The following is a 23670-nucleotide window of genomic DNA, read 5'->3' on the forward strand; positions in this document are numbered from 1 at the left end:
ATTAAATTATTTTCATAATTTTGAACCATGATTTTTAAAGAAAGCAGAAACCTAAAGAGTTTTATCTCCAAGCTGTTGTTTGGAGTGTATTTTCTCGCGCTGCTTTCTCAAAGCTTTCACCATCATGATTCTGTAGACTATTTTAAGGCTTTTCATCTTAAAAAAGCAGAGAATACGATGACGAAAGCCGTTACTAAAGAGAAAGCTGGCGACTGTCTGGCCTGCCACTTTTTGGTTACCGGACATACATTAGCTCCTGAAGAATTCAATTTTACTTTTGAGCATTACAGCCATGAAGTAAAACAAATCATCGCCATCCAGGAGAAAATCTGGTCACAGACCAAATTCACCTTCCAGCTTCGGGGACCGCCCGCACTTGCATAATTCATAGATTCTATAGGGTTTAAAGTTCAATGTTTACTGCTTTAAATTCAATGTTTAAAGTTTAAGGTTTCAAGATGTTGGGAAAAATACCTGATAATCTGTAATTGATATTTAATATTTAATAATGTTCAATTACTATTTTCCGGTTTCTTAACTTCTTATCAAGATACATTGTACCATCAAAACTAACCCTTCCCACAAATTTTAACGAAAAATGTACCCTGTTGAAACGGGTACGCAATCAATCTATTTACAATGAAATTGATATATTGCCTGCTGCTGATCTTTTGCGGATCAGTATTTACAAGTGCACAAAAAAATTATACTGTAGAGGGAACCGTTCAGGATTTCCATGATAAAACATTGCTGGAAAATGCAGTGATTAAAATCGGGAACTTTACAGCCAAAACCAATAAGAAAGGTCAATTTTCTTTTGATAAAATTCCTGCAGGAAAGTATACACTCATTGCACAGCATCCTGATTGCAATGATTATACTGAAAATATAGGAGTTGATAAGGATGTTCAGCTGGTGATTACACTGGAACACCACATTAAAGATATTGAAACCGTGACTATTCATGGTAGTCATAAAAACAATGGAAGCATGGTGGTTAAAACACTTGATAAATCAACGCTTTCAAGAAATGTTACCGAAAACTTAGGGAATTTATTAACTAATATTTCCGGTGTTAACGTTCTTAAAACAGGAAATAATATTGCTAAACCTATTATCCATGGGCTTTATGGAAGCAGGGTTTCCATTATGAATGATGGGGTAAAGCTTGCCGAACAGGAATGGGGAGTAGAGCATGCTCCCAATGTGGATGTCAACAATTTTGAACATATCGACGTGATAAAAGGGGCATCAGCCTTGAAATATGGAGCAGGAGCTGTAGGAGGAGTTGTTGTTTTACAACCTCAGGTTTTACCTAAAAAAGATACCATTATGGGAAGTGTTTCTCTTTCCGGAATTTCAAACGGAAGAGGGGCTGATCTTAATGTAAAACTTGCAAAAACCTGGGAAAATGGCTGGGGTATAAAAACCAATGGAAGCTATAAAAAACTGGGAGATCTTGAAGCTCCGGATTATGGCTTGATGAATACTGGTCTTGAGAGCTCAGGATTTAATTTTGGTGTACAGAAAATGACATTTGAAAAAGGTTTTTCTTTTGATTATTATCTGACTAAAAGCACAGTCGGGATTCTTAGAAGTTCTCACGTTGGGAATTCCGAAGATCTGCGTAATGCTCTTACATCACTAGCGCCAATCTATCAAAGAGATTTTAGCTATGATATTGACAATCCTAAACAGGAAATCGAGCATCATATTGCTAAGGTTTCAGCGTATAAAAGGTTCGAAAATTTTGGAAAAATAACCGCCACTTACAGCTTTCAATACAATCATAGAAAAGAATATGATATCAGACGTACAGAAGCTTTGAGCAAAAAACCGGCATTGGATCTTGAACTGATCACCAATGATCTGAATGTGAACCACCTGATAGAAAGAGGAAATTGGAATCTTGAAACAGGGATTAATGCTGGATACCAAAACAATTATTCCAATACTCAGACCGAGGCGAGACGTCTTGTTCCGAACTATGACAGGTACTATGCAGGAATTTATTCCGTATTGAAATATAAAATTGCACCGGAGCTGGATCTTGAACTGGGAGGCAGATACGATTATGATCACTACGAAGTAACAAAATGGTATGATCTGAGTGACTGGAATAAAAAGTATGCAGCAGATTATTCAGATTTTGTAGTAAGAATCAACCAAAACAGAATTCTTACCAAGCCGTCTTTAAGTTATAATAATATTTCAGTAAACGGGGGAATTGTTTATCATCCATCCGAATATTTTAACCTGAAATTCAATTACGCCAGGGTTTCAAGATCTCCGAATATCGCAGAACTTTTTGCAGACGGACTTCACCATTCTGCAGCTATTATTGAAAGAGGAGATATGAGAATGAAAAGTGAAACCGGAAATCAGTTTAACTTGGTGGCAGATGTAAAAGCAAATGTCTTAAAAGGACTGAATATTTCTGTTAACCCATATTTCTTTTATACTCAGAATTTTATCAACCAGATTCCTACAGGATATCAGAATACTCAGTGGGGCGGAGCTTTTGTGGTATACAACTATCAACAGATCAATGCAAAAATGTATGGATTGGATATTGATGCTCAGCTTAAGATCACAGATAATCTGACTTACAAAGGAAGCGGATCTTACGTTTATGGGCAGGATCAGACTCATGATGTACCGCTTATTCTTATGATGCCTCCGAACTTTAACAATTCATTGGAATTCAATAAAAAAGAATGGAAGAACTTCTATTTCACCGTAAGTAACAATACATATCTGAAACAGACGAGATTTCCTGTTTATAACGTTCCGATCAGATTATTTGATTCAGACGGAAATCCTTACAATGAAGAAGTGGATATTTCTACACCTCCAAACGGATATTCCCTTTGGAACCTTCAGACAGGGGTAAATCTGTCTAAAAATTTCGGAATTGATTTCTCAGTTCGAAATGTATTCAATACGTCTTACAGAGATTATCTGAACAGACTTCGTTTCTTTTCCAACGAAATGGGAAGAAACTTCATTTTAACTCTTAAATATCAATTTTAATTATTTAAAATCAAAAACATGAAAAATATTTTTAAAAATACAACACTTATCTTAGGACTTTTATTCTTAGCTGTTTCTTTAAGCTTAACATCGTGTAACAGAAGCGATGATGAAGCAGATGACCTTCCTCAGGAAGAATTGTCAGATGTCCTTTTAAGAGTAACAGATCAGGCTGACCCTAATAATCCTATTGTTTATGATTATCAGGTGAACAGTACTACTAATCCTAATGTTAAACTGATCAACGGACATACTTATAATGTAGAAGTTATTTTCAAAAACGGAGATGAAGATGCTACTCAGGAAATTAAAGACGCAAAGGATGAACATTTCCTTGTATATAATTTTCCTAACTCAGATATTACCTTAACCCGTACAGATGACGAAAAATCAACCAGAGATGATGGAAACCGTGTTGGGTTGAAAACAAAATGGGTAGTCAATACTGCGGTAAAAAATGCTTCTGCACCTAGTCAGCTGGTACTTACATTGTTCCATGAGCCGGTAACGGTTTCTGAAGCTTCTGCCGTAAGTGGAAACGGAGTGATTTACGGAACTCATACAGGAGGAGAAACTGATGCACAGGCTAACTATAATATTGTTAATTAATATACCTTTAATCTTGTTTGGACCACCGGAATTCTCCGGTGGTTTTTTATTTAACAATATTTGGCTTTATTAGTTGATTTTAAATGGGCTTTTTTCATAAAAAATTCCTATTTTTGCAACCTAAAATTTTAATCAATAATGAAGGTTACCGCACAAAACCATGATGACGTAAGTGCATTGCTTACAGTAACATTGGAAAAATCTGACTACAAAGAAAAAGTAGAGAAGCAGTTGATTAATTATGCTAAAAATGCGCAAGTTCCTGGATTCAGAAAAGGGAAAGTGCCTTTGAGTATGGTTAAAAAACAATATGAAGCAGGTATTGCATTTGAAGAAATCAACAGACAAGTTTCTGATGCTTTAAACAACTATGTTAATGAAAACAAATTAAGATTAGTTGGTCAGCCTGTTCCTCAGCCAGTAAACGAATTAAATTACAACGCTGATCAAATAGAAGTTGCTTTCGAAGTAGGATATGAGCCTGAATTCACTATAGATTTAGCTAAATATGAAGCTCCTCATTACAAAGTAGAAGCTTCTGATAAAGAAATCAGTAAGAGCATTGAAAACATGCAGAAGCGTTTCGCTGAGCAGGTTCCTCAAGATAAAATCACTAAAGATTCTTACATTGCTTTAGAAGTTTCTCAGGTTGTGGAAGAAGATGCTGAAGGAGAGCACCACCACCACCCAAAAAACCTTACTATTACTGCTGAAAACAAAGAAGCTTTCAAATTGGTAAAAGGTTTGAAAATGGAAGGTTCTGTAAAAGTAACGAAAGAAACTCTTGCAGGTGACGAAGAATTAGCTAAAGAATTAGGATTCAGCAAAGAAGAAGTTGAGTACCTACACCACAATGAAGTAGAAGTTAAAGTAAAAGATTTCTATTCATTAAACTTAGCTGAACTTAACCAGGATCTATTCGACAAAGTATACGGAGAAGGAAACATTAAGTCTGAAGATGAGCTTAAAGATAAAGTGAAAACTGAATTAGACGAGTATTTCCAACAGAATGCTGATGTTCACTTCGTGAATAAAGTATTAGAGCAAGTAACAGAGAAAGAAGAAGTAAAACTACCTGAATCTTTCCTTGTGAAGTGGTTATTATTCTCTAACCAGAATATCCAGTCTGAAGAACAGGCTAAAGAAATTCTTGAAGCTGAGAAAAACCAATTGAAATATCAGATCATCGAAGGTAAATTGATGACTGAGAACGAAATCAACCTTGACTATGCTGATGTATTAGCTCAGGCTGAGCAGTTAGTGAAAAACCAATTGGCAATCTACGGAATCCACCACTTAGGGGATGAAGAAATCCAAAAATATGCTGTTGAAATGTTGAAAGACCAGGAGCAGGTAAGACAAATTTCTTCTGAAGTAGCAATGGCTAAATTGAAAGATGTAATTCTTGAAAAAGCTAGCAAAAAAGAAACTAAAATTTCTCACGACGAATTTTTAGAAGAGCTTAAGAAATAATTATATCCAGATATAAATATTTGAAAACCGTCAATTTTTTGGCGGTTTTTTTTATTATATATCCCACCTGAAAATCATTAATCATTAATCAATTATCAATCATTACTAATTGCTCATTATTTATTTGTATGTCCGCCAATATTCCTATATTTACTCTTTAAACTTTATTATAAATATGAAAAAGATCATCATTCCGTTTTTCTGCGCTGTACTTTTCTCAGTGCCTGCAGCAGCTCAGAAAAAAGGGGCTGCATCTGCTAAAACAGAAGCCGTACAATCAAAACTTACACCTAAAGAGGTTATTGATAATTATTTCAAAGCGTTAGGTGGAAAAGATAAACTGGACGCTGTAAAATCTACCATTACTGATAACACAGTGGCTGTACAGGGAATGGAAATCCAAATGACAACTAAGAAATTAGGAAATAAATTCAAATCTGTACAATCTTTCATGGGGAAAGAAATGGTACAGCTTTTTGATGGTGAAAAAGGATATTTTGATCAGATGGGAACCAAAACAGATATTCCTGCTGACAAAATTGCTGAACTTAAAAAAGGAAAGCCAATGGATGCTTTAGCATTTGATGCTTCTAATTTCCAGGCTGTATCTACAGAAAAACTTGACGGAAAAGATTATAATGTATTGTCTTCAGACAAAGGTAAATTCTATTTCGATGCCGGAACAGGACTTTTATATAAAACAGATGCCGGAGAAGGTAAAGCAACCATTAAAAGCTATATGGCGGTAGACGGAATACAGTTCCCTGCTGAAGTAGAAGCTGAAGGTGGAGGTCAGAAAATGACAATTAAAACCACAAAAGTGGTTATTAACTCCGGAGTTTCGGATGCTGATTTTAAATAATAAGATACTTTTTAAGACACAAAAACCGGGAATTCCCCGGTTTTTTTAATATATAAATAATTTTAACTCAAATTTAACTATAAAATTGATTTAATGATTTCTTCACCTTCTGAATAAATATTAGTTTTAAGCCGTAAATAAAATCAAATAACCATGAAAAAAGTATTATCTTCATTTGCAGTCATTTTCCTGATGTCTGCGAATGCCTTTGGACAGAATATTCCAGTGGATCCATCTGTACGAATTGGTACTCTTTCCAACGGAATGAAGTACTATATCAAAAAAAACACATTACCTGAGAAAAAAGTAGACTTCCGTCTGGCAATCAATGCCGGATCTATCCTTGAAGATGAGAATCAAAGAGGGTTGGCTCACTTTATGGAGCATATGAATTTCAATGGTACCAAAAATTTTCCGGATAATAAATTAGTAGACTTTCTACAGTCGATCGGAGTGAAATTCGGGCAGCACCTTAATGCCTATACAAGTTTTGACGAAACGGTTTACATGCTTCCTGTGCCATTAGATAAACCAGGAAATCTGGATGCCGGACTGAAAGTAATGGAAGACTGGGCATTTAATGCAACACTTTCCGATGAGCAGATCAATAAAGAAAGAGGAGTGGTGTTGGAAGAGCTGAGACTGGGTCTTGGAGCTGATAAAAGGATGATGGATAAATACCTTCCAAAACTTTTATATAAATCTCAGTATGCAGACAGACTGCCAATTGGTAAAAAAGAAGTTTTGGAAAACTTCAAACCAGATGTTATCCGAAAATTCCACCAGGACTGGTACAGACCGGATCTGATGGCAATCATTGTGGTAGGAGACATCAATGTGGACGAAATTGAAAAGAAGATCAAGGATAACTTCAGCAAATATAAAAACCCTTCAAAACCAAGAGAAAGAAAATCTTTTGATCTTCCGAATCATAAAGAAACTCTGGTAGCTATTGAAACAGATCCTGATGCTACCAATTCTATGGTACAGTTTATCATGAAAGATGCTGATGCCTATAAACCTGATGTAACGGTAGAACAGTACAACCAAAGTCTTGTAGAAAATCTTTCAACGACAATGTTAAATAACAGATTGAGAGAGCTGATTAACTCTACAAACCCACCTTTCACTTTCGGATCAGTATACCACGGAGGAACTTATGCAAGAAGCAAAGAAGCGTTCCAGGGATTTGCTATGGTGAAAGAGGGAAATCAGCTGAATGCGTTGAAAGTTTTATTGGAAGAAGTTGAAAGAGCAAAAAGATTTGGATTTACACAATCTGAGCTGGACAGAGCAAAATCTCAGGTGCTTTCCAATATTGAAAGATCTTATAACAACAAAGACAAAACAGAAAGTGAGATTCTGATAGACGAGTATGTAAGAAACTTCCTGGAGCAGGAACCAATTCCTGGAATTGCTTGGGAATATGAAGATACGAAAGCTTTCTTACCATCCGTTACGCTTGCACAAACCAATGAAATCATCAAGAAAATGGTGAAAGATGACAGCAGGGTAATTATTGTTACAGGACCTAAAAAAGATAATGTAACCATGCCTACAGAAGCAATGGTACTGAATACATTTGATGCTGTGAAAATGGCAGATCTTAAGCCTTATGAAGAAAAAGCAACCATCAAGAACCTGGTGAAGCCTTTCAAATCTGAAGGAAAAATTGCTAAAACGGAAACAGATGCCAAGTTGGGAACAACAACGTGGACTTTAAGCAACGGAGCGAAAGTTACTTTCAAAAAAACAGATTTTAAAGACGATGAAATCGTATTTACAGCAAGAAGCTTAGGAGGAAGTTCTCTTATCCCAGATGCTGATTACAATAAAACCCAGTTTGCCTTCGCAGCATTAACAGAAGCTGGGGTAGGAGGATTCTCTAAAGCAGACCTTACCAATTATCTTGCCGGTAAACAGGTGAACGTAAATCCTATGGTAACTTCTCTTTTTGAAGGCGTTTCCGGAAGAACCACACAAAAGGATTTAGGAACTGCTATGGAGCTTATGTATGCTTATTTTACAAGCTTAAATTATAATCCTGCTTCCTTTAATGCTTATAAAGAAAAGCAATCTGCAATGTTGAATAACCTGTTGTCTAATCCTCAGGCTTATTTCTCTAATGAGCATGCAAAATTCATGAACCAGAAGAACCCTAGATTTATCGGGGTATTCCCAATGGAGAAAGACTGGGCCAATACAGACTATAAAAAAGCTTACGATATTTATAAAGATAAATTTGCCAATGCCGGAAACTTCCAGTTCTATTTTGTAGGAAACATAGACGAAGCCAAATTTAAAGATGAAGTTCTGCAATATATTGCAAGTCTGCCATCGTCAGGAAAAACAACAATGTATAAAGATACAGGGTACAGAACGATGACCGGTGATTACAACAAAGTGTATAAAAAAGGAAAAGACCCTAAGAGTATGGTGTCTATCTCTTACAGCGGAGAGGCTCCTTACAATGAAAAAGAAGCTTTAGCATTATCAGCGCTTGGAGAAGTGGCTACTATTAAAGTTATCGAAAAGCTAAGAGAAGATGAAAGTGGTATCTATGGAGGTGGCGCCCGAGGAGGAATGAATAAAATACCGTACGGAACGTATAGTTTCGGTATTAATTTCCCTTGTGGTCCTGAAAATGCAGAGAAGCTGACTAAAAGTGCTATTGCAGAGCTTCAGAAGCTTATAGATAATGGCCCTGAACAAAAAGACCTTGATAAATACAAAGAAGGTGAATATAATGACAACAAAACAGAACTGAAAGATAATATGTTCTGGATGAATGCCATTGCTAAGAACCAGCTAGACGGAAGTGACAAGTATGATATCTTAAATTATCAGGATAAAGTAAAAGCACTTACGGTAAAAGATCTTCAGAATGTAGCTAAAAAATATCTTACAAAAGGAAGAATTGTAGCAACGCTAATGCCGGAAGATGGTTGGGAAAAAGCCAAAAAAGAAGAACCTAAAAAAGCAGAAACTGTAACTGTAAAAGCAGGCGCTGCTAATTAATATTTTTAATTAAAATAAGAGAACCGTTGTACATTACAACGGTTTTTTTGTTTGAAAAAGGACAATATAATAGTAGATTAACCATGATTTATGAGTAGATGAAGAAAATGATATTATTTTTAATTAGTCTATTTTAATTAATTTGTGAATGTTTTTAATTAAAAATCATTTTAAGCAATATAAAAGAAATAATTTATTTTCATTTTGTAATATTTAATTTTTTTAACTTCAATTTAACCCTGTGGTAAAAGGCTGATTGCATAGAGAATCGATATTTTTGAGGGTCAAAAATAATGTAGATGAAAAAAATATTATCTTCGTTTTCAGCCATCTTCCTGATGTCTCTAAATGTCTGTGGACAAAACATCCCTGTGGATCCGTCCTTAAGAATCGGTACTCTTTCCAACGGGATGAAGTATTACATCAAAAAAAATGTTTTACCTGAGAAAAAAGTAGAATTCCGTCTGGCAATCAATGCAGGATCTATTCTTGAAGACGAAAATCAAAGAGGACTGGCTCACTTTATGGAGCACATGAACTTCAACGGAACCAAAAATTTTCCGGATAATAAATTAGTCGACTTTTTACAATCTATCGGAGTAAAATTCGGACAGCACCTTAATGCTTATACCGGTTTTGACGAAACAGTTTATATGCTTCCAGTCCCATTAGATAAACCGGGAAATCTGGATGCCGGACTGAAAGTAATGGAAGACTGGGCATTTAATACAACACTTTCTGATGAGCAGATCAATAAAGAAAGAGGAGTCGTATTGGAAGAACTAAGGTTAGGTCTTGGACCTGATAAGAGAATGATGGATAAATATCTTCCTAAGCTTTTATATAAATCTCAGTATGCAGAAAGACTACCAATCGGTAAAAAAGAAGTACTGGAAAACTTCAAACCCGATCTTATCCGAAAATTCCACCAGGACTGGTACAGACCGAATCTGATGGCAATTGTTGTTGTTGGAGATATCAATGTAGATGAAATAGAGAAAAAGATTAAGAATAACTTCAGTCAATATAAAAATCCTTCAAAACCAAGAGAAAGAAAATCTTTTGATCTTCCGAACCATCAAGAAGCACTGGTAGCTATTGAAACAGATCCTGATGCAACAGGTTCAGGAGTGCAATTCATCATCAAAGATTCCGAAGTGTACCAACCGGATATAACAGTTCAGCAGTATGATCACAGTGTTGCAGAAAGCCTTGTGAATATGATGCTCAACAGCAGATTGGCAGAGCTGGTTAACTCTGTAAATCCACCTTTTACTTATGGTTCTGTTTATCACGGAGGAACTTTTGCAAGAAATAAAGAAGCATTCCAGGGATCAGCTGCTACAAAAGACGGTGATCAGCTGAATGGGCTAAAAGTTCTTTTGGAAGAAGTGGAAAGAGCCAAAAGATTTGGATTTACCCAATCTGAGCTGGACAGAGCAAAAGATCAGATGCTTTCTTCTTATGAATGGGCTTACAACAACAAAGATAAAAACCAAAGTGGTGAGCTTATCGATGGTTATGTGAACAATTTCCTGAGACAGGAACCAATACCTGGAATTACCTGGGGATATGAACATATTAAAGAAATCCTTCCGACCATAGCACTGGAACAGACCAATAGAATTATCAAAAAGCTGGTAAAAGATGATAGCAGGGTTATAGTTATCACTGGTCCAAAAAAGGATAATATTACAATGCCAACAGAAGGGATGGTTCTGAAAACATTTGATGCCGTAAAAATGGCTGATCTTAAGCCTTATGAAGAAAAAACGAAAACCGAAAGTTTAATAAAGCCTTTTAAATCTGAAGGAAAAATTACTAAAACAGAAGCAGATGCTAAATTAGGAACTACCACATGGACTTTGAGCAACGGTGCTAAGGTCACTTTCAAGAAAACAGACTTTAAAGATGATGAAATTGTTTTTGCAGCAATAGGCCTGGGTGGAGTGTCTGTCATTCCCGATACTGATTACAATAAAACAAAATACGCATTTGATGCTTTGCTTGAAGCTGGACTAGCCGGGCTTTCCAAAACAGATCTTGCACACTATCTCGCAGGGAAACAGGTGAGTGCAAGCGCTTATGTGGGTGGCCTTACAGAAGGTGTTTCCGGAACAAGCTCGAAAAAGGATCTGAAGACCGCGATGGAGTTAATCTATGCTTGTTTTACAGATTTAAACTATAACCCCGAATCATTCAACGCCTACAAAACAAAAAAATCTGCAATGCTGGCGAATGTAGATTCGGATCCGGGATATTATTTTTCTAATGAATATTCCAAATTTATCAATCAGAAAAACCCACGGTTCACCGGCCTCGAACCTACGGAAAAAGATTGGGCAAATACAGATTATAAGAAAGCTTACGATATCTACAAACAAAAATTTGCTAATGCAGGTAATTTCCATTTCTATTTTGTAGGAAATATAGATGAAGTACAGCTTAAAAATGAAGTCCTGCAATATATTGCTTCACTTCCTGCAAGTGGAAAATCATCTACATTTAAAGATACAGGCTACAGACCGGTGAAAGGAGAATATACTAAGGTTTATAAAAAAGGAAAAGAACCGAAGAGCCTTGTAACAATTTCTTACAGTGGAGAAGCTCCTTACAATGAGAAAGAAGCGATGGCACTTTCGGCTCTTGGAGAAGTAGCTACCATTAAAGTTCTTGAAAAACTAAGAGAAGATGAAAGTGGCATTTATGGAGGAGGAGCAAGTGGAAGCTTCAGTAAAATACCATACAGTGCGTATGATTTTAGTGTTAATTTCCCCTGTGGCCCTGAAAATGTAGAAAAGCTTACCAAAAGTGCCATGGCAGAATTACAAAAATTGATAGATAAAGGACCAGAGCAAAAGGATCTTGATAAATACAAAGAAGGAGAATACAACGAATATAAAACAAGTCTTAAAGATAATGGATTCTGGCTGCAGGGTATCACCCAGAATCAATTAGACGGAAGTGACAAATATGATATCTTAAATTATCAGGATAAAGTAAAAGCACTTACAGTAAAAGATCTTCAGGATGTTGCCAGAAAATACCTTACGAAAGAAAAAAATATAGCAACGTTAATGCCGGAAGATGGTTGGGAAAAGGCTAGAAAAGGGGAAGTTAAAAAAGCAGAAACCTCCAATTAACCTATTTTTTATAAGCTTTAATAAATAAGAAAACCGCAGGTCTCTCTGCGGTTTTTATTATTTCATTCAAATACATATCGGTTAAGAACCATATTCTTTTTTCCATTCTTCAGCAGCTTCGCTCAGAACGGTGTAAAATTCTTCACCATACTTTCTCGTCAGTGGAGTTTTTAAAAACTTATAAACAGGCACCTGAAGTTCTTTTCCAAGGGTACAGGCATCACTGCATACATTCCACTCGTGATAATTCAATGCGGTAAATGCCGAATATTCCGTAACACGGATTGGGTAAAGGTGGCAGGATATAGGTTTCTGCCAGTCCACGGCACCATCTTCGTACGCTTTTTCAATACCACATTTCGTAATTCCTTTTTCATCGAACGTTACATAAGCACATTCGCGGTTCTCCACCATTGGAGTAACATACATTCCGTCGTGCGGATCAGTAGTCCAGGTTCCCTGTTCTTCAAGGGCTTTAATTCCTTCCTGAGTAAGGTAAGGTTTTATTTTGTCAAAAATACTGTCCAATATCTCAAGCTCGTTTTTATCCAACGGAGCTCCCACATCTCCTTCCACACAACATGCACCTTTACATTTTGTAAGGTTGCAAACAAATTCTTCGGAAAAAATTTCCTCTGAAATCAATTTATCGTCTATCTGAATCATAATTTTCTAAAATAAATCAAAAACTGTACCTGCTTTAAAGGTCAGTAAACTAATAATAATAACCCATACACTGGCTTCACGCATCCAGTATTTAGGTAAAAATCTCATCATTCTGCTCAGAATAATACTTGAGGGAAATGCCAGAAGAAGCAGATATTCATAGCTTTTATTCATGTATAAAATGATGGAAACAAGCTGTGCCACCGAAAAAACCAATAGGAAAGTGTATTTATACCTGCTTATCGGACTTTTCTTGTTATAATTTTTAAAATGGTCATATACCGCATAAATAAGCATCAGAACCACAGGTATCAATGGCAGAAGTTCTGTGTAATCTGTTACCGGTTTCATTCTTCCAAACGGAAAATAATCAATATTCCATGATGTGAACTGAACAAAATACATGACAGAAAAATAGCTGAATGTAATCAAAACAATTCCCAATAGAAACCTGAAAAGGTTCAGGGTGATTTTGGCAGAAGTTGCAATCACGTGGATGATAACAAAAACAGCCATCGGCCATGTTGTAGGGAGAAAAATAAAGTTCAGAGCTACAATAGATCCCACCAATACATAAGACTTCTTCCTGATATCTTCATCTGCACTCGTCAGTAGCAGGATAAGAAAGGAATTGGTAAGCAGAGAAACCGCAATTCCTATATCCAGATTTCCTGGATACAGCCCGAAAATAAAAAATGTGTATAAAAATAAGGGCAGATGGGTCTGATAATTAAGGGCAACACTGTGAAAACAAAAATATCCCAAAGCAATTCCCAGAAAAGTTATTCCGGCAACTATGGCTTCGTAAGTATTGAAATTCAGTATGTTAAATATTATGACTACTAAAAGAAGAAAACCAATATAAACAGGAATTGAAAAAATATTGCTTTCTTTTGAAAGTAATTTAAACATTTTTTATAAATTTGTACAAAGTTAATTTAAAAAAGGAAAATAATGACGTCTTTCTTTCTATTCTTAAGCAAAGTTTTCAAATGGTCTTTCGGTTTCTTTGATGCTTTCGGTAATGTTTTAAACTGGATTCTATTTATAGTTTGCTGTGTACTATTCACTTATTGGTGCTATGTACTGGTGGTTACACTAGGTGGCGATAAAGATAAAGACTATTATTCTCCAACGGAAGGTAAGCACCCTTACTACGATCCGAATATCTACAAAAAAGAAGGTTAATTAATTGGTTATATAGTAAAAAACCGATCAAACATTATGATTTGATCGGTTTTTTTATTACTAACGATTAAAATTTCTTTTGCTTAGTCGTGAATAGGAAGTACCAGCACAGGAATACTTGAACTTTTTGTAATCCCTTTTGTTAAGCTTCCCACGAATACATCATAGATTCCGCTTCTGCCATGTGATCCCATCACAATATAATCTGCATTTTTTGCCTTTGCATGTTCCAGAATAATATCTTTGGCAAGTCCCTGTTTTAAAAGGTGCTCACAATCGATATCATGACTGATGATTCTTTGCTCAATTTTATTAAGCTGCACCAGCTCTTCTCTGATTTCATTGGCTTCCACTTCAGGAAAATATTGAAATCCCATATCACCAATGGCAAAGCCGATATCTGATGGCGCTACGTGGATCAGGTAAATTCTGCCGTTAAGCTGTTTTGCAAATTTTATGGCACCGTCTACCAATTGGTCTGTCTTGTCCCCAAAATCTACGGGTAATACAATATTTATCATAACCTCTAATTTTGTTACCTAAAGATAGGAAAAATTTGTCAGACTTTGATGTTAAATACTTATAATATTCGGATATCAAGGATTTTTTTCTCTTCAAGGTAAGCTTCCAGAATATCATTTTCATCTACTTTTCCAACCCCTTTTGGAGTTCCTGTGAAAATAAGGTCACCTACTCTTAATGTAAAATACTGAGATGCAAAAGCTATAATATCATCAAAGTTGAACATCATATCTTTTGTATTGCCATCCTGTACCTTCTCTTTATTCTTTAATAACGAAAACTGAAGGTTCTCAAGGCTGAAGCTCTCTTTTTTGAAAAAACTGCTTACCACAGCCGAACCGTCAAAACCTTTGGCAAGCTCCCACGGAAGACCTTTTGATTTCAGTTCACTCTGAAGATCTCTTGCCGTAAAATCTATTCCCAGGCCAATTTCTTCATAATGCTTATGCGCTGTTTCTTTCTGAATATATTTTCCTCCTTTTGAAATTTTTAGTACCACTTCAAGTTCGTAGTGAATATCATTGGAGAATTCGGGAATGTAAAAATCATTTCCCTTTAAAACGGCTGTATCCGGTTTCATGAAGATAACAGGATTCTCAGGAATTTCATTTCCTAATTCTTTTGCATGCTCACTGTAATTTCTTCCTATGCAGATTATTTTCATAACTTAATTAATTTACTTTACCTTTAAAATATCCTTTACCTTCTTCTATATATTTTTCAGGACCATATCTTCTTTGAACTTTGAGTTCAGTATATCCGAAGATGCTATCTCCTTTTTTATAAGATTCTTTATCCAGAATAAGTTTACTGTCCAAAACTTTATAATATTCTCCTGTGTCCAAAAAATCAAAGAGTTTTACATTGTCAGTATATGAATAGGGAGAGATTTTATATCTGCTTTGAAAAATATCTATCTGAAAACCACCACCGCTGAAACCATCTCCAACAGAAAATGTAACATTTAGCATTGGATTTTCAGTAATAGAACAGCTATAATATGCTGGACTTATACTGTCTGACTTTGTCTTAAAATCATTGGTTTTAATATCTTCACTCTCTGAACCCCAAATACTTGTTTGCTTTTGCTGATCAAAAGATTTAAAAAGAGGTTTCTGGCTTAAACTATGATCAACTTCTACGCTGTTCCATACCAATATGAATTTTCCTATTATGAAAACAAGAAAGCCAAGAATAACAACGAGAAAAATCTTTCCAAATTTTTTGACCATATTAAACCTTAATGCGTAAACTCATTCCCGCAATAATAACATTTGAATTTGTGACTCGTCAGGAAAGAAATACCAAAGAAACTGGTAGCACTGTCATCCCTGTAGATGTGGTTGGAACCACATTTCGGGCATACAAAATCAAACTCAGGATCTTCAATGGTATGTTCTACTTCCAGCGAATATTGCTCGTTGTCTTTATAGTCTTGCAGGATCTGCTGTGCTTTTTCCACATCTTCTTCAAACACCTGAAGCTGTATTCCTCCTACCGCCTGTGACAGAAGCCAATCCGACTGGATCAGCTGCTCATTCGCAATGAAACTGTTGATGCCGTTTTCAGCCAGTATCTGCTTGTCCCTGTTAGCTTCAAAGGCAGTTTCATAAAATTTAAAACGAACCAGGTCAGACATATTTAAAATCTACTTGATAATTGAATTTTTGTAAAAACCTTCTTAGTATATAATGGAAAGTCAGCATTCTGAAGCCATCCGAAATATCCTAAGTCTTTTTGGAATACCGCTTTCACGCCCTGTCCTTTATATTTTCCAAAGTTGAAAACCTCTTCCATTTTTTCATTATATCCGATAAATCCTGCAAGATCTGCATTCTTATTATGGAATGTGAATTCACTTAACGGTGCTATTTCATTCGGGATATCATCATATTTTCCAACCTGGGCATCCAGAACTTCAAATGTTGCCCATACATCAGCTTCTGCAGAGTGTGCATTTTCCAATGTTTTTCCACAGTAGAACTGGTAAGCAGCACTTAAGTTTCTAGGCTCTTTTTTGTGGAAAATAGTCTGTGCATCTATCAGTCTGAATTTACTCAGATCAAAATCCATTCCTACTCTTAAAAGTTCTTCAGCCAAAAGGGGAACATCAAATCTGTTAGAATTAAATCCTCCCAAATCACTGCCGGTAATCATTTCCATTACTTTAGATGCAATGTCTCTGAAAGTAGGCGCGTCTTTTACATCTTCATCATAAATACCGTGGATCTCACTGCTTTCTTTAGGAATAAGCATTTCCGGGTTTACACGCCATGTTTTGCTTTCTCTGGAGGCGTCCGGATTTACTTTTAAAATACAGATTTCAACAATTCTGTCTTTTCCTATGTTGGTTCCTGTGGTTTCCAGGTCAAAAATACAAAGTGGTTTATGGAGTTTTAAATTCATGTTGACTATTAATAAATTGAAACGTGTTTTATTTAAATGAGTTTATTTTAATTGTGCCTGAAAAATAAGAGACACCAATATATAATAAATAACAAGCATTGGAATTCCAATAACCTGGAATATCGCAAGAATAGCAATTCCTCCCACCAGTAATACAACTTTAGGGTAATTATCTTTTAATTGTTTTGATTTGAATTTCATCGCCATCATTTTGATCGGGCTGATCAGAAGCCATGAAGTGAGAAGAGTCAGCAGAACCAATAACAATTCATTATCAAACAAAAAGCTGAAAGTTCCGGTTTCTTTAAAGGCATAATAAAGACCAAACAGTAAAACGGTGTTGGTAGGCGTATTCAATCCTTTGAAATAATAGCGTTGTTCTTCATCAAGGTTAAAGATGGCAAGTCTCAGGCAGGAAAATACAGTGACAATTAATCCCAGATATTTGATCTCAAATGGAAAATGAATTCCAAGAAGCTCAGCTCCAAAAGGCTCAAGGGCTTTGTACATCGTCAGTCCCGGGATTACACCAAAGCTTACCATATCAGCAAGAGAATCCAACTGAAGACCAAGATTAGAGTTTGATTTTAAAGCTCTGGCCACAAAGCCATCGAAAAAATCGAAGATAGAAGAGAGAATAAGACAGATTGCCGTTGTCTGATAATCTCCTAAAATTAAATGTATTGCACCTACACAGCCTGCAAATAAGTTAGCCAGAGTTAAGGCATTGGCCAGATTATTCTTTATAAAATCCATAAGCACAAAATTACAGTTTTTAAAAATTCTAACTCAAAATAATATGAACTAAAAAATGCATTAAAGTGATTTTGATGTAAATTTGCTCCATGAAATTTTTAGAAGGATTTAGAAAACAGGAAGTTCTGGCATTGGTTTACAGGATTTTTTTAGCCTATGTTTTTTATCAGATTGCCAGACTTTTATTCTGGTATTTTAATAAAGATCTGATTAAAGTTGACTCGGTTTCTGATTACATAAAGCTGGCTTTCCATGGTACGGCTTTCGATACCACAGCTATTTTGTATGTCAACGCATTATTTATACTCCTGAGTTTATTGCCGCTGGTTATTAATACCAAGAAAATATTTCAGAAAGTCCTATTCTGGCTGTATTTCATCACCAACGGTATTGCTTATGCCATGAATTTCGGGGATTTTATTTACTATAAATTCGCTCAGGCAAGGCTTACTTCGGCTGTATTTCAGGTGGCTGAACATGAATCCAATGTATCTAAAACACTGATGATCTCTGTGGGAGAACATCCTTTTGTATTGATTTGGTACGTCGTGTTGATGATCTTATGGGTTTTTCTATACAAAAAGGTGAAAGTAGAAGATACAAAACCTGCGAAACTACTTCCTTACTTTATTACATCTATTCTTACTTTGTGTATAACAGCGGTGCTGGTTGTGGGAGGAATCAGAGGAGATTTTAAGCATAGCACGAGACCTATTAATATGGTGGATGCTACTCGTTTTGTAACAAATCCGCTTCAGGGAAACATTGTACTCAATAGTACATTCTCCTTTTTCAGGACTTTAAATACCAATAATTTTAAGGAAGTTCATTTTGTAGATGAAAAATATATTGAAGACTATGTACAGCCTTATAAAGTATATGACAGAAAAGTGGAGAATCGTCCCAATATTGTTATTTTTATTGTAGAATCTTTCGGGAGAGAATATTCAGGAGCTTTCAATAAAGATAAAAATATCAAAGATTACGTTTCTTATACTCCTTTTATGGATAGTCTGGCTACCCAAAGCCTTATTTTCCCGAATACTTTTGCAAACGGAAGACAGTCTATTCATGGGATGAGCAGTGTATTGGCCGGAATTCCGAGTCTTACCGATGCGTTTACAGGATCTCCTTATTCCAATCAGAAAATTCAATCTATTGTTTCCGTATGTAATGATCTTGGGTATGATACTTCTTTTTATCATGGTGCCCCAAATGGTTCTATGGGATTTCTTGGATTCGGAAATATCTTAGGATTTAAACATTATTTCGGAAAAACAGAATATAATCATGATGAAGATTTTGACGGAATGTGGGCCATCTGGGATGAGCCTTTCCTTCAGTATTTCGCTAAGAATGTAGGGAAGAAACAACCTTTTATGACTACTGTATTTACCGCATCATCTCATCACCCTTTTAAAATCCCTGAAAAATATAACGGGAAATTTAAAAAAGGAAAAATAGAAATCCATGAGCCGATGCAGTATACCGATTATGCGATCAAACAATATTTTGAGACGGTTAAAAAGCAACCTTGGTACAACAATACCATTTTTGTTTTCACGGGAGACCATACCAATCAGGTTTATTATCCGGAATATGAAAGAGCAATGAATCGCTATGCAGTTCCATTGGTTTTCTATTCTCCGAATCCTGCGTATCAGCTAAAAGGTGTTAGCCAGGAAATCGCACAACAAGCAGATATTTATCCTACACTGGCAGATCTTATCGGGTATAACAAACCTATCCGAAGCTGGGGGAGAAGTTTGGTAAGTGATAAAAAATATCCTTTCATCGTAGTCAACTCGGATGGAAGTACGGATCAGTTCATGATCGGAAATTATATTTACCGCTTTGATGGAAAAGAAATCATCGGAGTCTATGATAAATCTGATCTGAGCCTTGAAAAAAATATCATGAATGAAGTTAAAAATCCGGAAACAGAACAAGGAAAGAAAACGGCAAAGGCCTGGTATCAGGATTATATGGATAGGGTGATTAACAGGAAGCTGTATTAGGCAGAAGACAAAAAATAGAATGGCGAAATAGTCAATAAACTGATTGGCAAATTAATTGTTTTAGCATTTATTGATTTTACTTTTCTTTGTCTCTTTATGCTTTGTATAATAAAAATTTTTGTTCGTTGAAAATTAATTTATATTTTTATCAATACGTAGATAATAATATTGTATAAAATTAAAACTATAAGAAATATGGAAAAATTATTGTTAACATTTGCACTTTCCCTGTTCAGTGTGCTTACGTTTGCACAGATAGAAGGGAAATGGAGAACGATAGATGACGAGACAGGAAAACCTAAATCTATTGTTGAAATTTTTAAAAAATCTGATGGAAAATACTACGGAAAAGTTGTTCAGTTATTGATTACACCTGAAAATCCTAATTGTGTAGAATGTAAAGATGACAGAAAAATAAGCCAATTTTAGGTATGGAAGTTATCAGAGGACTTTCAAAAGATGGGGCTGAATTTAATGGAGGAACTATTACAAATCCGAAAAATGGTAAAACCTATAAGTGTTTTATTATCAGAAAAGGAGATAAACTAACCGTAAAAGGATATATCGGAATATCTCTTATCGGGAAAACCCAGACTTGGGAAAAAGTATAATGTAAGTTTAAATAGAATTTTAGATGACATCTCAGAAATGGGATGTCATTTTTTGTGGATAAAAATTCTGTGAAAATTCTTCGGAACATAAAAAAGGTACAAGAAGGACGCATTTAAGAAGGAAAATTAATTTTAAATACAGTTAATATTATGACTTCTCATGGAAATGAAGACCGTTTTTATGATGTGTATAATAAAAAAACACTATTTTTGTAGTCTAAATTTTTCGAATAAATATGGCAGAATATACTTTTCGTGAGGTAATTGCACAGGCAATGAGCGAGGAAATGCGTAAAGACGAATCCATCTTTTTAATGGGGGAGGAAGTAGCAGAATACAATGGTGCATATAAAGCTTCCAAAGGAATGTTGGATGAGTTTGGTCCTAAAAGAGTAATCGATACCCCAATTGCAGAACTTGGTTTTACAGGAATTGCTGTGGGTGCTGCGATGAATGGTAACAGACCCATCGTAGAGTATATGACATTCAATTTCTCATTGGTAGGAATTGATCAGATTATCAATAATGCTGCAAAAATCCGTCAGATGAGTGGTGGACAATGGAATTGTCCAATCGTTTTCCGTGGTCCTACAGCTTCTGCAGGTCAATTAGGTGCTACTCACTCTCAGGCTTTTGAAAACTGGTTTGCAAACATTCCAGGTCTTAAAGTAGTAGTTCCTTCAAATCCTTACGATGCGAAAGGGTTGTTGAAAACTGCAATTCAGGATAATGATCCGGTTATTTTCATGGAATCTGAGCAGATGTATGGAGATAAAATGGAAATTCCTGAAGAAGAATACTACTTACCGTTAGGAAAAGCAGATATCAAGAGAGAAGGTACAGATGTTACTTTAGTTTCTTTTGGTAAGATCATGAAACTGGCTTTACAGGCTGCTGAAGATATGGCGAAAGAAGGAATCTCTGTAGAAGTTATCGATCTTAGAACAGTTCGTCCTCTGGATTTTGATACTGTTTTAGCTTCCGTTAAGAAAACAAACAGATTGGTTATTTTAGAAGAAGCTTGGCCATTTGCTTCTATTTCTTCTGAAATCACTTATATGGTACAGCAAAAAGCATTTGATTATTTAGATGCTCCTATCAAGAGAATTACGACTCCTGATGCTCCTGCACCTTACTCTGCTGCATTATTTGCAGAATGGTTCCCTAAACTTGAAAAAGTAAAAGAGGAAATCAAAAAAGCGATGTACGTAAAATAGTTATAGAGAAAAACTTCCGAAAGGAAGTTTTTTCATTTATTATATTCATGAAGAAAAATTCTTGACGTCATAAAATTAGTATAAATTTGCGCCTTTAAAATAAATTAAGCTGATATGGCAGAAGTTACAGAAGATGGCTACCACTTCGACATAAAGAAACTTTCCTTCATAGGAGTTTTAGTGTCTCTAGGAATTGTTTTTGGAGATATTGGTACCTCTCCGCTTTACGTAATGAAAGCAATTGTGAATGCAAGATCCCAAGGGAGCAATATGCCTTTCAATGAATACATAGAAGGTGCTCTTTCCTGTATTATCTGGACCCTTACCCTGCAGACCACGATAAAATATGTGATCATTGCTTTGAGAGCAGATAACAAAGGTGAAGGGGGTATCCTTGCTTTGTTTTCACTGGTAAGAAACCTTAAAAAAGGATGGTTGTACCTCATTGCAATCATTGGTGCTGCAGCCCTTATTGCAGACGGGGTTATTACACCATCACTGACGGTAATGTCAGCTATTGAAGGTCTTGAAATTTATAACCCACATACTCCTGTGGTCCCTATCACCATTGGAATACTGATTGCCATTTTTGTGGTGCAGCAGTTTGGAACCAGTTTTATCGGAAAATTTTTTGGTCCTGTAATGGTGGTTTGGTTCCTGGTATTAGGAGGACTGGGAGTAATGCATTTGAGTGAAAATTTTGAGATTTTAAGATCTTTCAACCCTTATTACGCTTATAAACTTATTGCCAACTCTCCAAGTGCTATTGTTATTTTAGGAGCTGTTTTCCTTTGTACAACCGGAGCAGAAGCATTGTATTCTGATTTAGGGCACTGTGGCGCAAAAAACATCAGAATAAGCTGGGCATTCGTTAAGATTATGCTTATTCTGAATTATCTTGGACAAGGAGCATGGCTTTTAACCAATTATAACAAACCTGGGTTTTCTGTAGTGAATCCTTTCTTTGGAATCATGGAAGAATGGATGATCATCCCGGGAGTAATTTTAGCAACAGCAGCAGCAATTATTGCCAGTCAGGCGTTAATTACCGGTTCTTTCACCATATTTTCAGAAGCAATGTCTCTTAACCTTTGGCCTAATCAGAAAATTGATTATCCTTCCGGAGTAAAAGGACAGATGTATATCCCAAGAATCAACTGGGGACTTCTTATCCTGTGTATCATTGTTGTGCTTCACTTCAGAGAATCAGGAAAAATGGAAGCCGCTTACGGACTTTCCATTACGGTGACCATGCTGATGACAACCGTTCTGTTGGTCTTCTGGCTCCTGAAACACAGAGTAAGCAAAGTCTTGATTCTGGTTTTCGCAATGGTTTATATGGCAATCGAATTAGGTTTCTTCAGTGCCAACATTATCAAATTTATGGAAGGTGGATGGATCACCGTTGTTTTGGCTGGTTCTATCGGAATTTCTATGTATGCATGGTATAACGGAAGACTGATCAAAACAAGATTTATCCAGTTTGTGAAAATAGAAAAATATGTGTCTATTCTTAAAGACATGAAACTGGACGAAACTATTCCGAAATATGCTACCAATCTGGCTTATCTGAGCAGAGCTAAAAGAAATGATGAAGTGGAATCTAAAATTATTTATTCCATCATCAAAAAACAACCGAAAAGAGCAGATCATTACTTCATCCTGAGCATTGTAAACCAGGAAGATCCATATACTTTCAGATATACTGTAGACGAGATCCTTCCGGGAACCGTATATAAAATCAATTTCCTTTTAGGATTTAAAGTAGACCGAAGAATCAACGATTATTTCAATATGGTCCTTAAAGATCTAATGACAGACGGAACCATTCCTTCAAGAAGCAGCCACCCATCTTTAAGAGCTCATGATATACCACCGGATCTTAAATATGTGATCATAGATAACACCTATATCAACGATATCCTTTTAACTGTTAAACAGAAGATTACTCTTAACATTTACAATTTTGTGAAGTATATCGGAAGTGACGACTTTAAGGCTTGGGGAGTCTCTTCGCATAACGTTGAAGTAGAATCTGCACCGATCACAGAATTAACAGTTTATGATAATAAGATCGAGCAGTCCGGGTATTTCCGTCACAACTCGTAGCCACTCGTATTTAACCATACTATCTATTTAAATAAAATT

Annotated in this window: 19 protein-coding genes and 1 pseudogene; 12 read left to right on the forward strand and 8 right to left on the reverse strand. The window is 35.8% G+C overall.

The genetic code is table 11. The annotated features are described in order from the left end of the window. Positions 1–27 precede the first annotated feature (27 nt). The 7 genes from KBP46_RS19445 to KBP46_RS19475 all read left to right on the forward strand — a co-directional run bounded on the left by KBP46_RS19445 (position 28) and on the right by KBP46_RS19475 (position 12138). Positions 28–384, forward strand: a complete 357-nt coding sequence (locus tag KBP46_RS19445; RefSeq protein ID WP_227943437.1) for a hypothetical protein — start codon at positions 28–30, stop codon at positions 382–384. 255 nt (positions 385–639) lie between these two features. Further along, the gene (locus tag KBP46_RS19450; RefSeq protein ID WP_216443945.1) at positions 640–3033 is read left to right on the forward strand and encodes a TonB-dependent receptor; all 2394 of its coding nucleotides are present in this window, start codon (positions 640–642) and stop codon (positions 3031–3033) included. An 18-nt stretch (positions 3034–3051) separates the two neighbouring features. Further along, positions 3052–3642 (forward strand): hypothetical protein, encoded by a 591-nt coding sequence (locus KBP46_RS19455; protein WP_062676129.1) that lies wholly within the window; start codon positions 3052–3054, stop codon positions 3640–3642. A gap of 138 nt (positions 3643–3780) precedes the next feature. Beyond that, positions 3781–5115 carry a trigger factor gene (locus KBP46_RS19460; RefSeq protein ID WP_216443946.1) on the forward strand — a complete coding sequence of 445 codons (1335 nt, stop codon included), beginning with the start codon at positions 3781–3783 and terminating at the stop codon, positions 5113–5115. A 175-nt stretch (positions 5116–5290) separates the two neighbouring features. After that, positions 5291–5977 (forward strand): hypothetical protein, encoded by a 687-nt coding sequence (locus KBP46_RS19465; protein ID WP_062673827.1) that lies wholly within the window; start codon positions 5291–5293, stop codon positions 5975–5977. A gap of 153 nt (positions 5978–6130) precedes the next feature. Next, on the forward strand, positions 6131–8995 hold the full coding sequence (locus tag KBP46_RS19470) for a pitrilysin family protein (protein WP_062673828.1): 2865 nt from the start codon (positions 6131–6133) through the stop codon (positions 8993–8995). A gap of 299 nt (positions 8996–9294) precedes the next feature. Beyond that, entirely contained in the window at positions 9295–12138 is a 2844-nt protein-coding gene (locus KBP46_RS19475) for a pitrilysin family protein (protein ID WP_216443947.1), read from the forward strand. 81 nt (positions 12139–12219) lie between these two features. Here KBP46_RS19475 and KBP46_RS19480 read toward each other — a convergent pair whose 3' ends face one another. Continuing rightward, positions 12220–12804 (reverse strand): DUF3109 family protein, encoded by a 585-nt coding sequence (locus tag KBP46_RS19480; protein WP_034696856.1) that lies wholly within the window; start codon positions 12802–12804, stop codon positions 12220–12222. A 6-nt stretch (positions 12805–12810) separates the two neighbouring features. After that, positions 12811–13716 carry a DUF6427 family protein gene (locus KBP46_RS19485; RefSeq protein WP_062673830.1) on the reverse strand — a complete coding sequence of 302 codons (906 nt, stop codon included), beginning with the start codon at positions 13714–13716 and terminating at the stop codon, positions 12811–12813. 42 nt (positions 13717–13758) lie between these two features. Here KBP46_RS19485 and KBP46_RS19490 point away from each other — a divergent pair, with 42 nt between their 5' ends. Then, on the forward strand, positions 13759–13992 hold the full coding sequence (locus KBP46_RS19490) for a hypothetical protein (RefSeq protein WP_002976854.1): 234 nt from the start codon (positions 13759–13761) through the stop codon (positions 13990–13992). 83 nt (positions 13993–14075) lie between these two features. Here the strand turns inward: KBP46_RS19490 and KBP46_RS19495 are convergent, their stop codons facing one another. From KBP46_RS19495 to KBP46_RS19520, 6 genes are read right to left on the reverse strand one after another with little or no spacing between them, the layout of a single operon-like run. Continuing rightward, on the reverse strand, positions 14076–14513 hold the full coding sequence (locus KBP46_RS19495; protein ID WP_062673831.1) for a universal stress protein: 438 nt from the start codon (positions 14511–14513) through the stop codon (positions 14076–14078). 59 nt (positions 14514–14572) lie between these two features. Then, positions 14573–15178: a fumarylacetoacetate hydrolase family protein gene (locus KBP46_RS19500; protein ID WP_062673832.1), complete on the reverse strand. Its 606-nt coding sequence runs from the start codon at positions 15176–15178 to the stop codon at positions 14573–14575. 7 nt (positions 15179–15185) lie between these two features. Continuing rightward, positions 15186–15746: a hypothetical protein gene (locus KBP46_RS19505; RefSeq protein WP_216443948.1), complete on the reverse strand. Its 561-nt coding sequence runs from the start codon at positions 15744–15746 to the stop codon at positions 15186–15188. An 8-nt stretch (positions 15747–15754) separates the two neighbouring features. After that, the gene (locus KBP46_RS19510) at positions 15755–16153 is read right to left on the reverse strand and encodes a DUF2007 domain-containing protein (protein ID WP_216443949.1); all 399 of its coding nucleotides are present in this window, start codon (positions 16151–16153) and stop codon (positions 15755–15757) included. A 2-nt stretch (positions 16154–16155) separates the two neighbouring features. Then, complete coding sequence (locus KBP46_RS19515) at positions 16156–16920, reverse strand: 3'-5' exonuclease (protein ID WP_216443950.1); 765 nt, start codon at positions 16918–16920, stop codon at positions 16156–16158. Positions 16921–16962: 42 nt separating this feature from the next. Beyond that, on the reverse strand, positions 16963–17676 hold the full coding sequence (locus tag KBP46_RS19520; protein WP_062673840.1) for a phosphatidylcholine/phosphatidylserine synthase: 714 nt from the start codon (positions 17674–17676) through the stop codon (positions 16963–16965). A gap of 89 nt (positions 17677–17765) precedes the next feature. On the opposite strand from KBP46_RS19520, the gene KBP46_RS19525 reads away from it, so the two are divergent. The 4 genes and pseudogenes from KBP46_RS19525 (at position 17766) to KBP46_RS19540 (ending at position 23631) form a co-directional block, all read left to right on the forward strand. After that, positions 17766–19694, forward strand: a complete 1929-nt coding sequence (locus KBP46_RS19525) for an LTA synthase family protein (protein ID WP_216443951.1) — start codon at positions 17766–17768, stop codon at positions 19692–19694. A 195-nt stretch (positions 19695–19889) separates the two neighbouring features. Then, positions 19890–20305 (forward strand): annotated as a pseudogene (locus KBP46_RS19530) (DUF2147 domain-containing protein). A 236-nt stretch (positions 20306–20541) separates the two neighbouring features. Then, the gene (locus KBP46_RS19535) at positions 20542–21522 is read left to right on the forward strand and encodes a pyruvate dehydrogenase complex E1 component subunit beta (protein WP_034696867.1); all 981 of its coding nucleotides are present in this window, start codon (positions 20542–20544) and stop codon (positions 21520–21522) included. A 114-nt stretch (positions 21523–21636) separates the two neighbouring features. Then, positions 21637–23631 carry a KUP/HAK/KT family potassium transporter gene (locus tag KBP46_RS19540; protein WP_216443952.1) on the forward strand — a complete coding sequence of 665 codons (1995 nt, stop codon included), beginning with the start codon at positions 21637–21639 and terminating at the stop codon, positions 23629–23631. Positions 23632–23670: the final 39 nt, after the last annotated feature.

The sequence above is a fragment of the Chryseobacterium sp. PCH239 genome (assembly GCF_018924625.1).
GTDB lineage: Bacteria > Bacteroidota > Bacteroidia > Flavobacteriales > Weeksellaceae > Chryseobacterium > Chryseobacterium cucumeris.

What these genes read in the sequence shown, in the direction of transcription:
- KBP46_RS19445 (WP_227943437.1), top strand. Translation starts at nt 28, where the DNA reads ATGATTTTTAAAGAAAGCAGAAACCTAAAGAGTTTTATCTCCAAGCTG.
- KBP46_RS19450 (WP_216443945.1), top strand. Translation starts at nt 640, where the DNA reads ATGAAATTGATATATTGCCTGCTGCTGATCTTTTGCGGATCAGTATTT.
- KBP46_RS19455 (WP_062676129.1), top strand. Translation starts at nt 3,052, where the DNA reads ATGAAAAATATTTTTAAAAATACAACACTTATCTTAGGACTTTTATTC.
- KBP46_RS19460 (WP_216443946.1), top strand. Translation starts at nt 3,781, where the DNA reads ATGAAGGTTACCGCACAAAACCATGATGACGTAAGTGCATTGCTTACA.
- KBP46_RS19465 (WP_062673827.1), top strand. Translation starts at nt 5,291, where the DNA reads ATGAAAAAGATCATCATTCCGTTTTTCTGCGCTGTACTTTTCTCAGTG.
- KBP46_RS19470 (WP_062673828.1), top strand. Translation starts at nt 6,131, where the DNA reads ATGAAAAAAGTATTATCTTCATTTGCAGTCATTTTCCTGATGTCTGCG.
- KBP46_RS19475 (WP_216443947.1), top strand. Translation starts at nt 9,295, where the DNA reads ATGAAAAAAATATTATCTTCGTTTTCAGCCATCTTCCTGATGTCTCTA.
- KBP46_RS19480 (WP_034696856.1), bottom strand. Translation starts at nt 12,804, where the DNA reads ATGATTCAGATAGACGATAAATTGATTTCAGAGGAAATTTTTTCCGAA.
- KBP46_RS19485 (WP_062673830.1), bottom strand. Translation starts at nt 13,716, where the DNA reads ATGTTTAAATTACTTTCAAAAGAAAGCAATATTTTTTCAATTCCTGTT.
- KBP46_RS19490 (WP_002976854.1), top strand. Translation starts at nt 13,759, where the DNA reads ATGACGTCTTTCTTTCTATTCTTAAGCAAAGTTTTCAAATGGTCTTTC.
- KBP46_RS19495 (WP_062673831.1), bottom strand. Translation starts at nt 14,513, where the DNA reads ATGATAAATATTGTATTACCCGTAGATTTTGGGGACAAGACAGACCAA.
- KBP46_RS19500 (WP_062673832.1), bottom strand. Translation starts at nt 15,178, where the DNA reads ATGAAAATAATCTGCATAGGAAGAAATTACAGTGAGCATGCAAAAGAA.
- KBP46_RS19505 (WP_216443948.1), bottom strand. Translation starts at nt 15,746, where the DNA reads ATGGTCAAAAAATTTGGAAAGATTTTTCTCGTTGTTATTCTTGGCTTT.
- KBP46_RS19510 (WP_216443949.1), bottom strand. Translation starts at nt 16,153, where the DNA reads ATGTCTGACCTGGTTCGTTTTAAATTTTATGAAACTGCCTTTGAAGCT.
- KBP46_RS19515 (WP_216443950.1), bottom strand. Translation starts at nt 16,920, where the DNA reads ATGAATTTAAAACTCCATAAACCACTTTGTATTTTTGACCTGGAAACC.
- KBP46_RS19520 (WP_062673840.1), bottom strand. Translation starts at nt 17,676, where the DNA reads ATGGATTTTATAAAGAATAATCTGGCCAATGCCTTAACTCTGGCTAAC.
- KBP46_RS19525 (WP_216443951.1), top strand. Translation starts at nt 17,766, where the DNA reads ATGAAATTTTTAGAAGGATTTAGAAAACAGGAAGTTCTGGCATTGGTT.
- KBP46_RS19535 (WP_034696867.1), top strand. Translation starts at nt 20,542, where the DNA reads ATGGCAGAATATACTTTTCGTGAGGTAATTGCACAGGCAATGAGCGAG.
- KBP46_RS19540 (WP_216443952.1), top strand. Translation starts at nt 21,637, where the DNA reads ATGGCAGAAGTTACAGAAGATGGCTACCACTTCGACATAAAGAAACTT.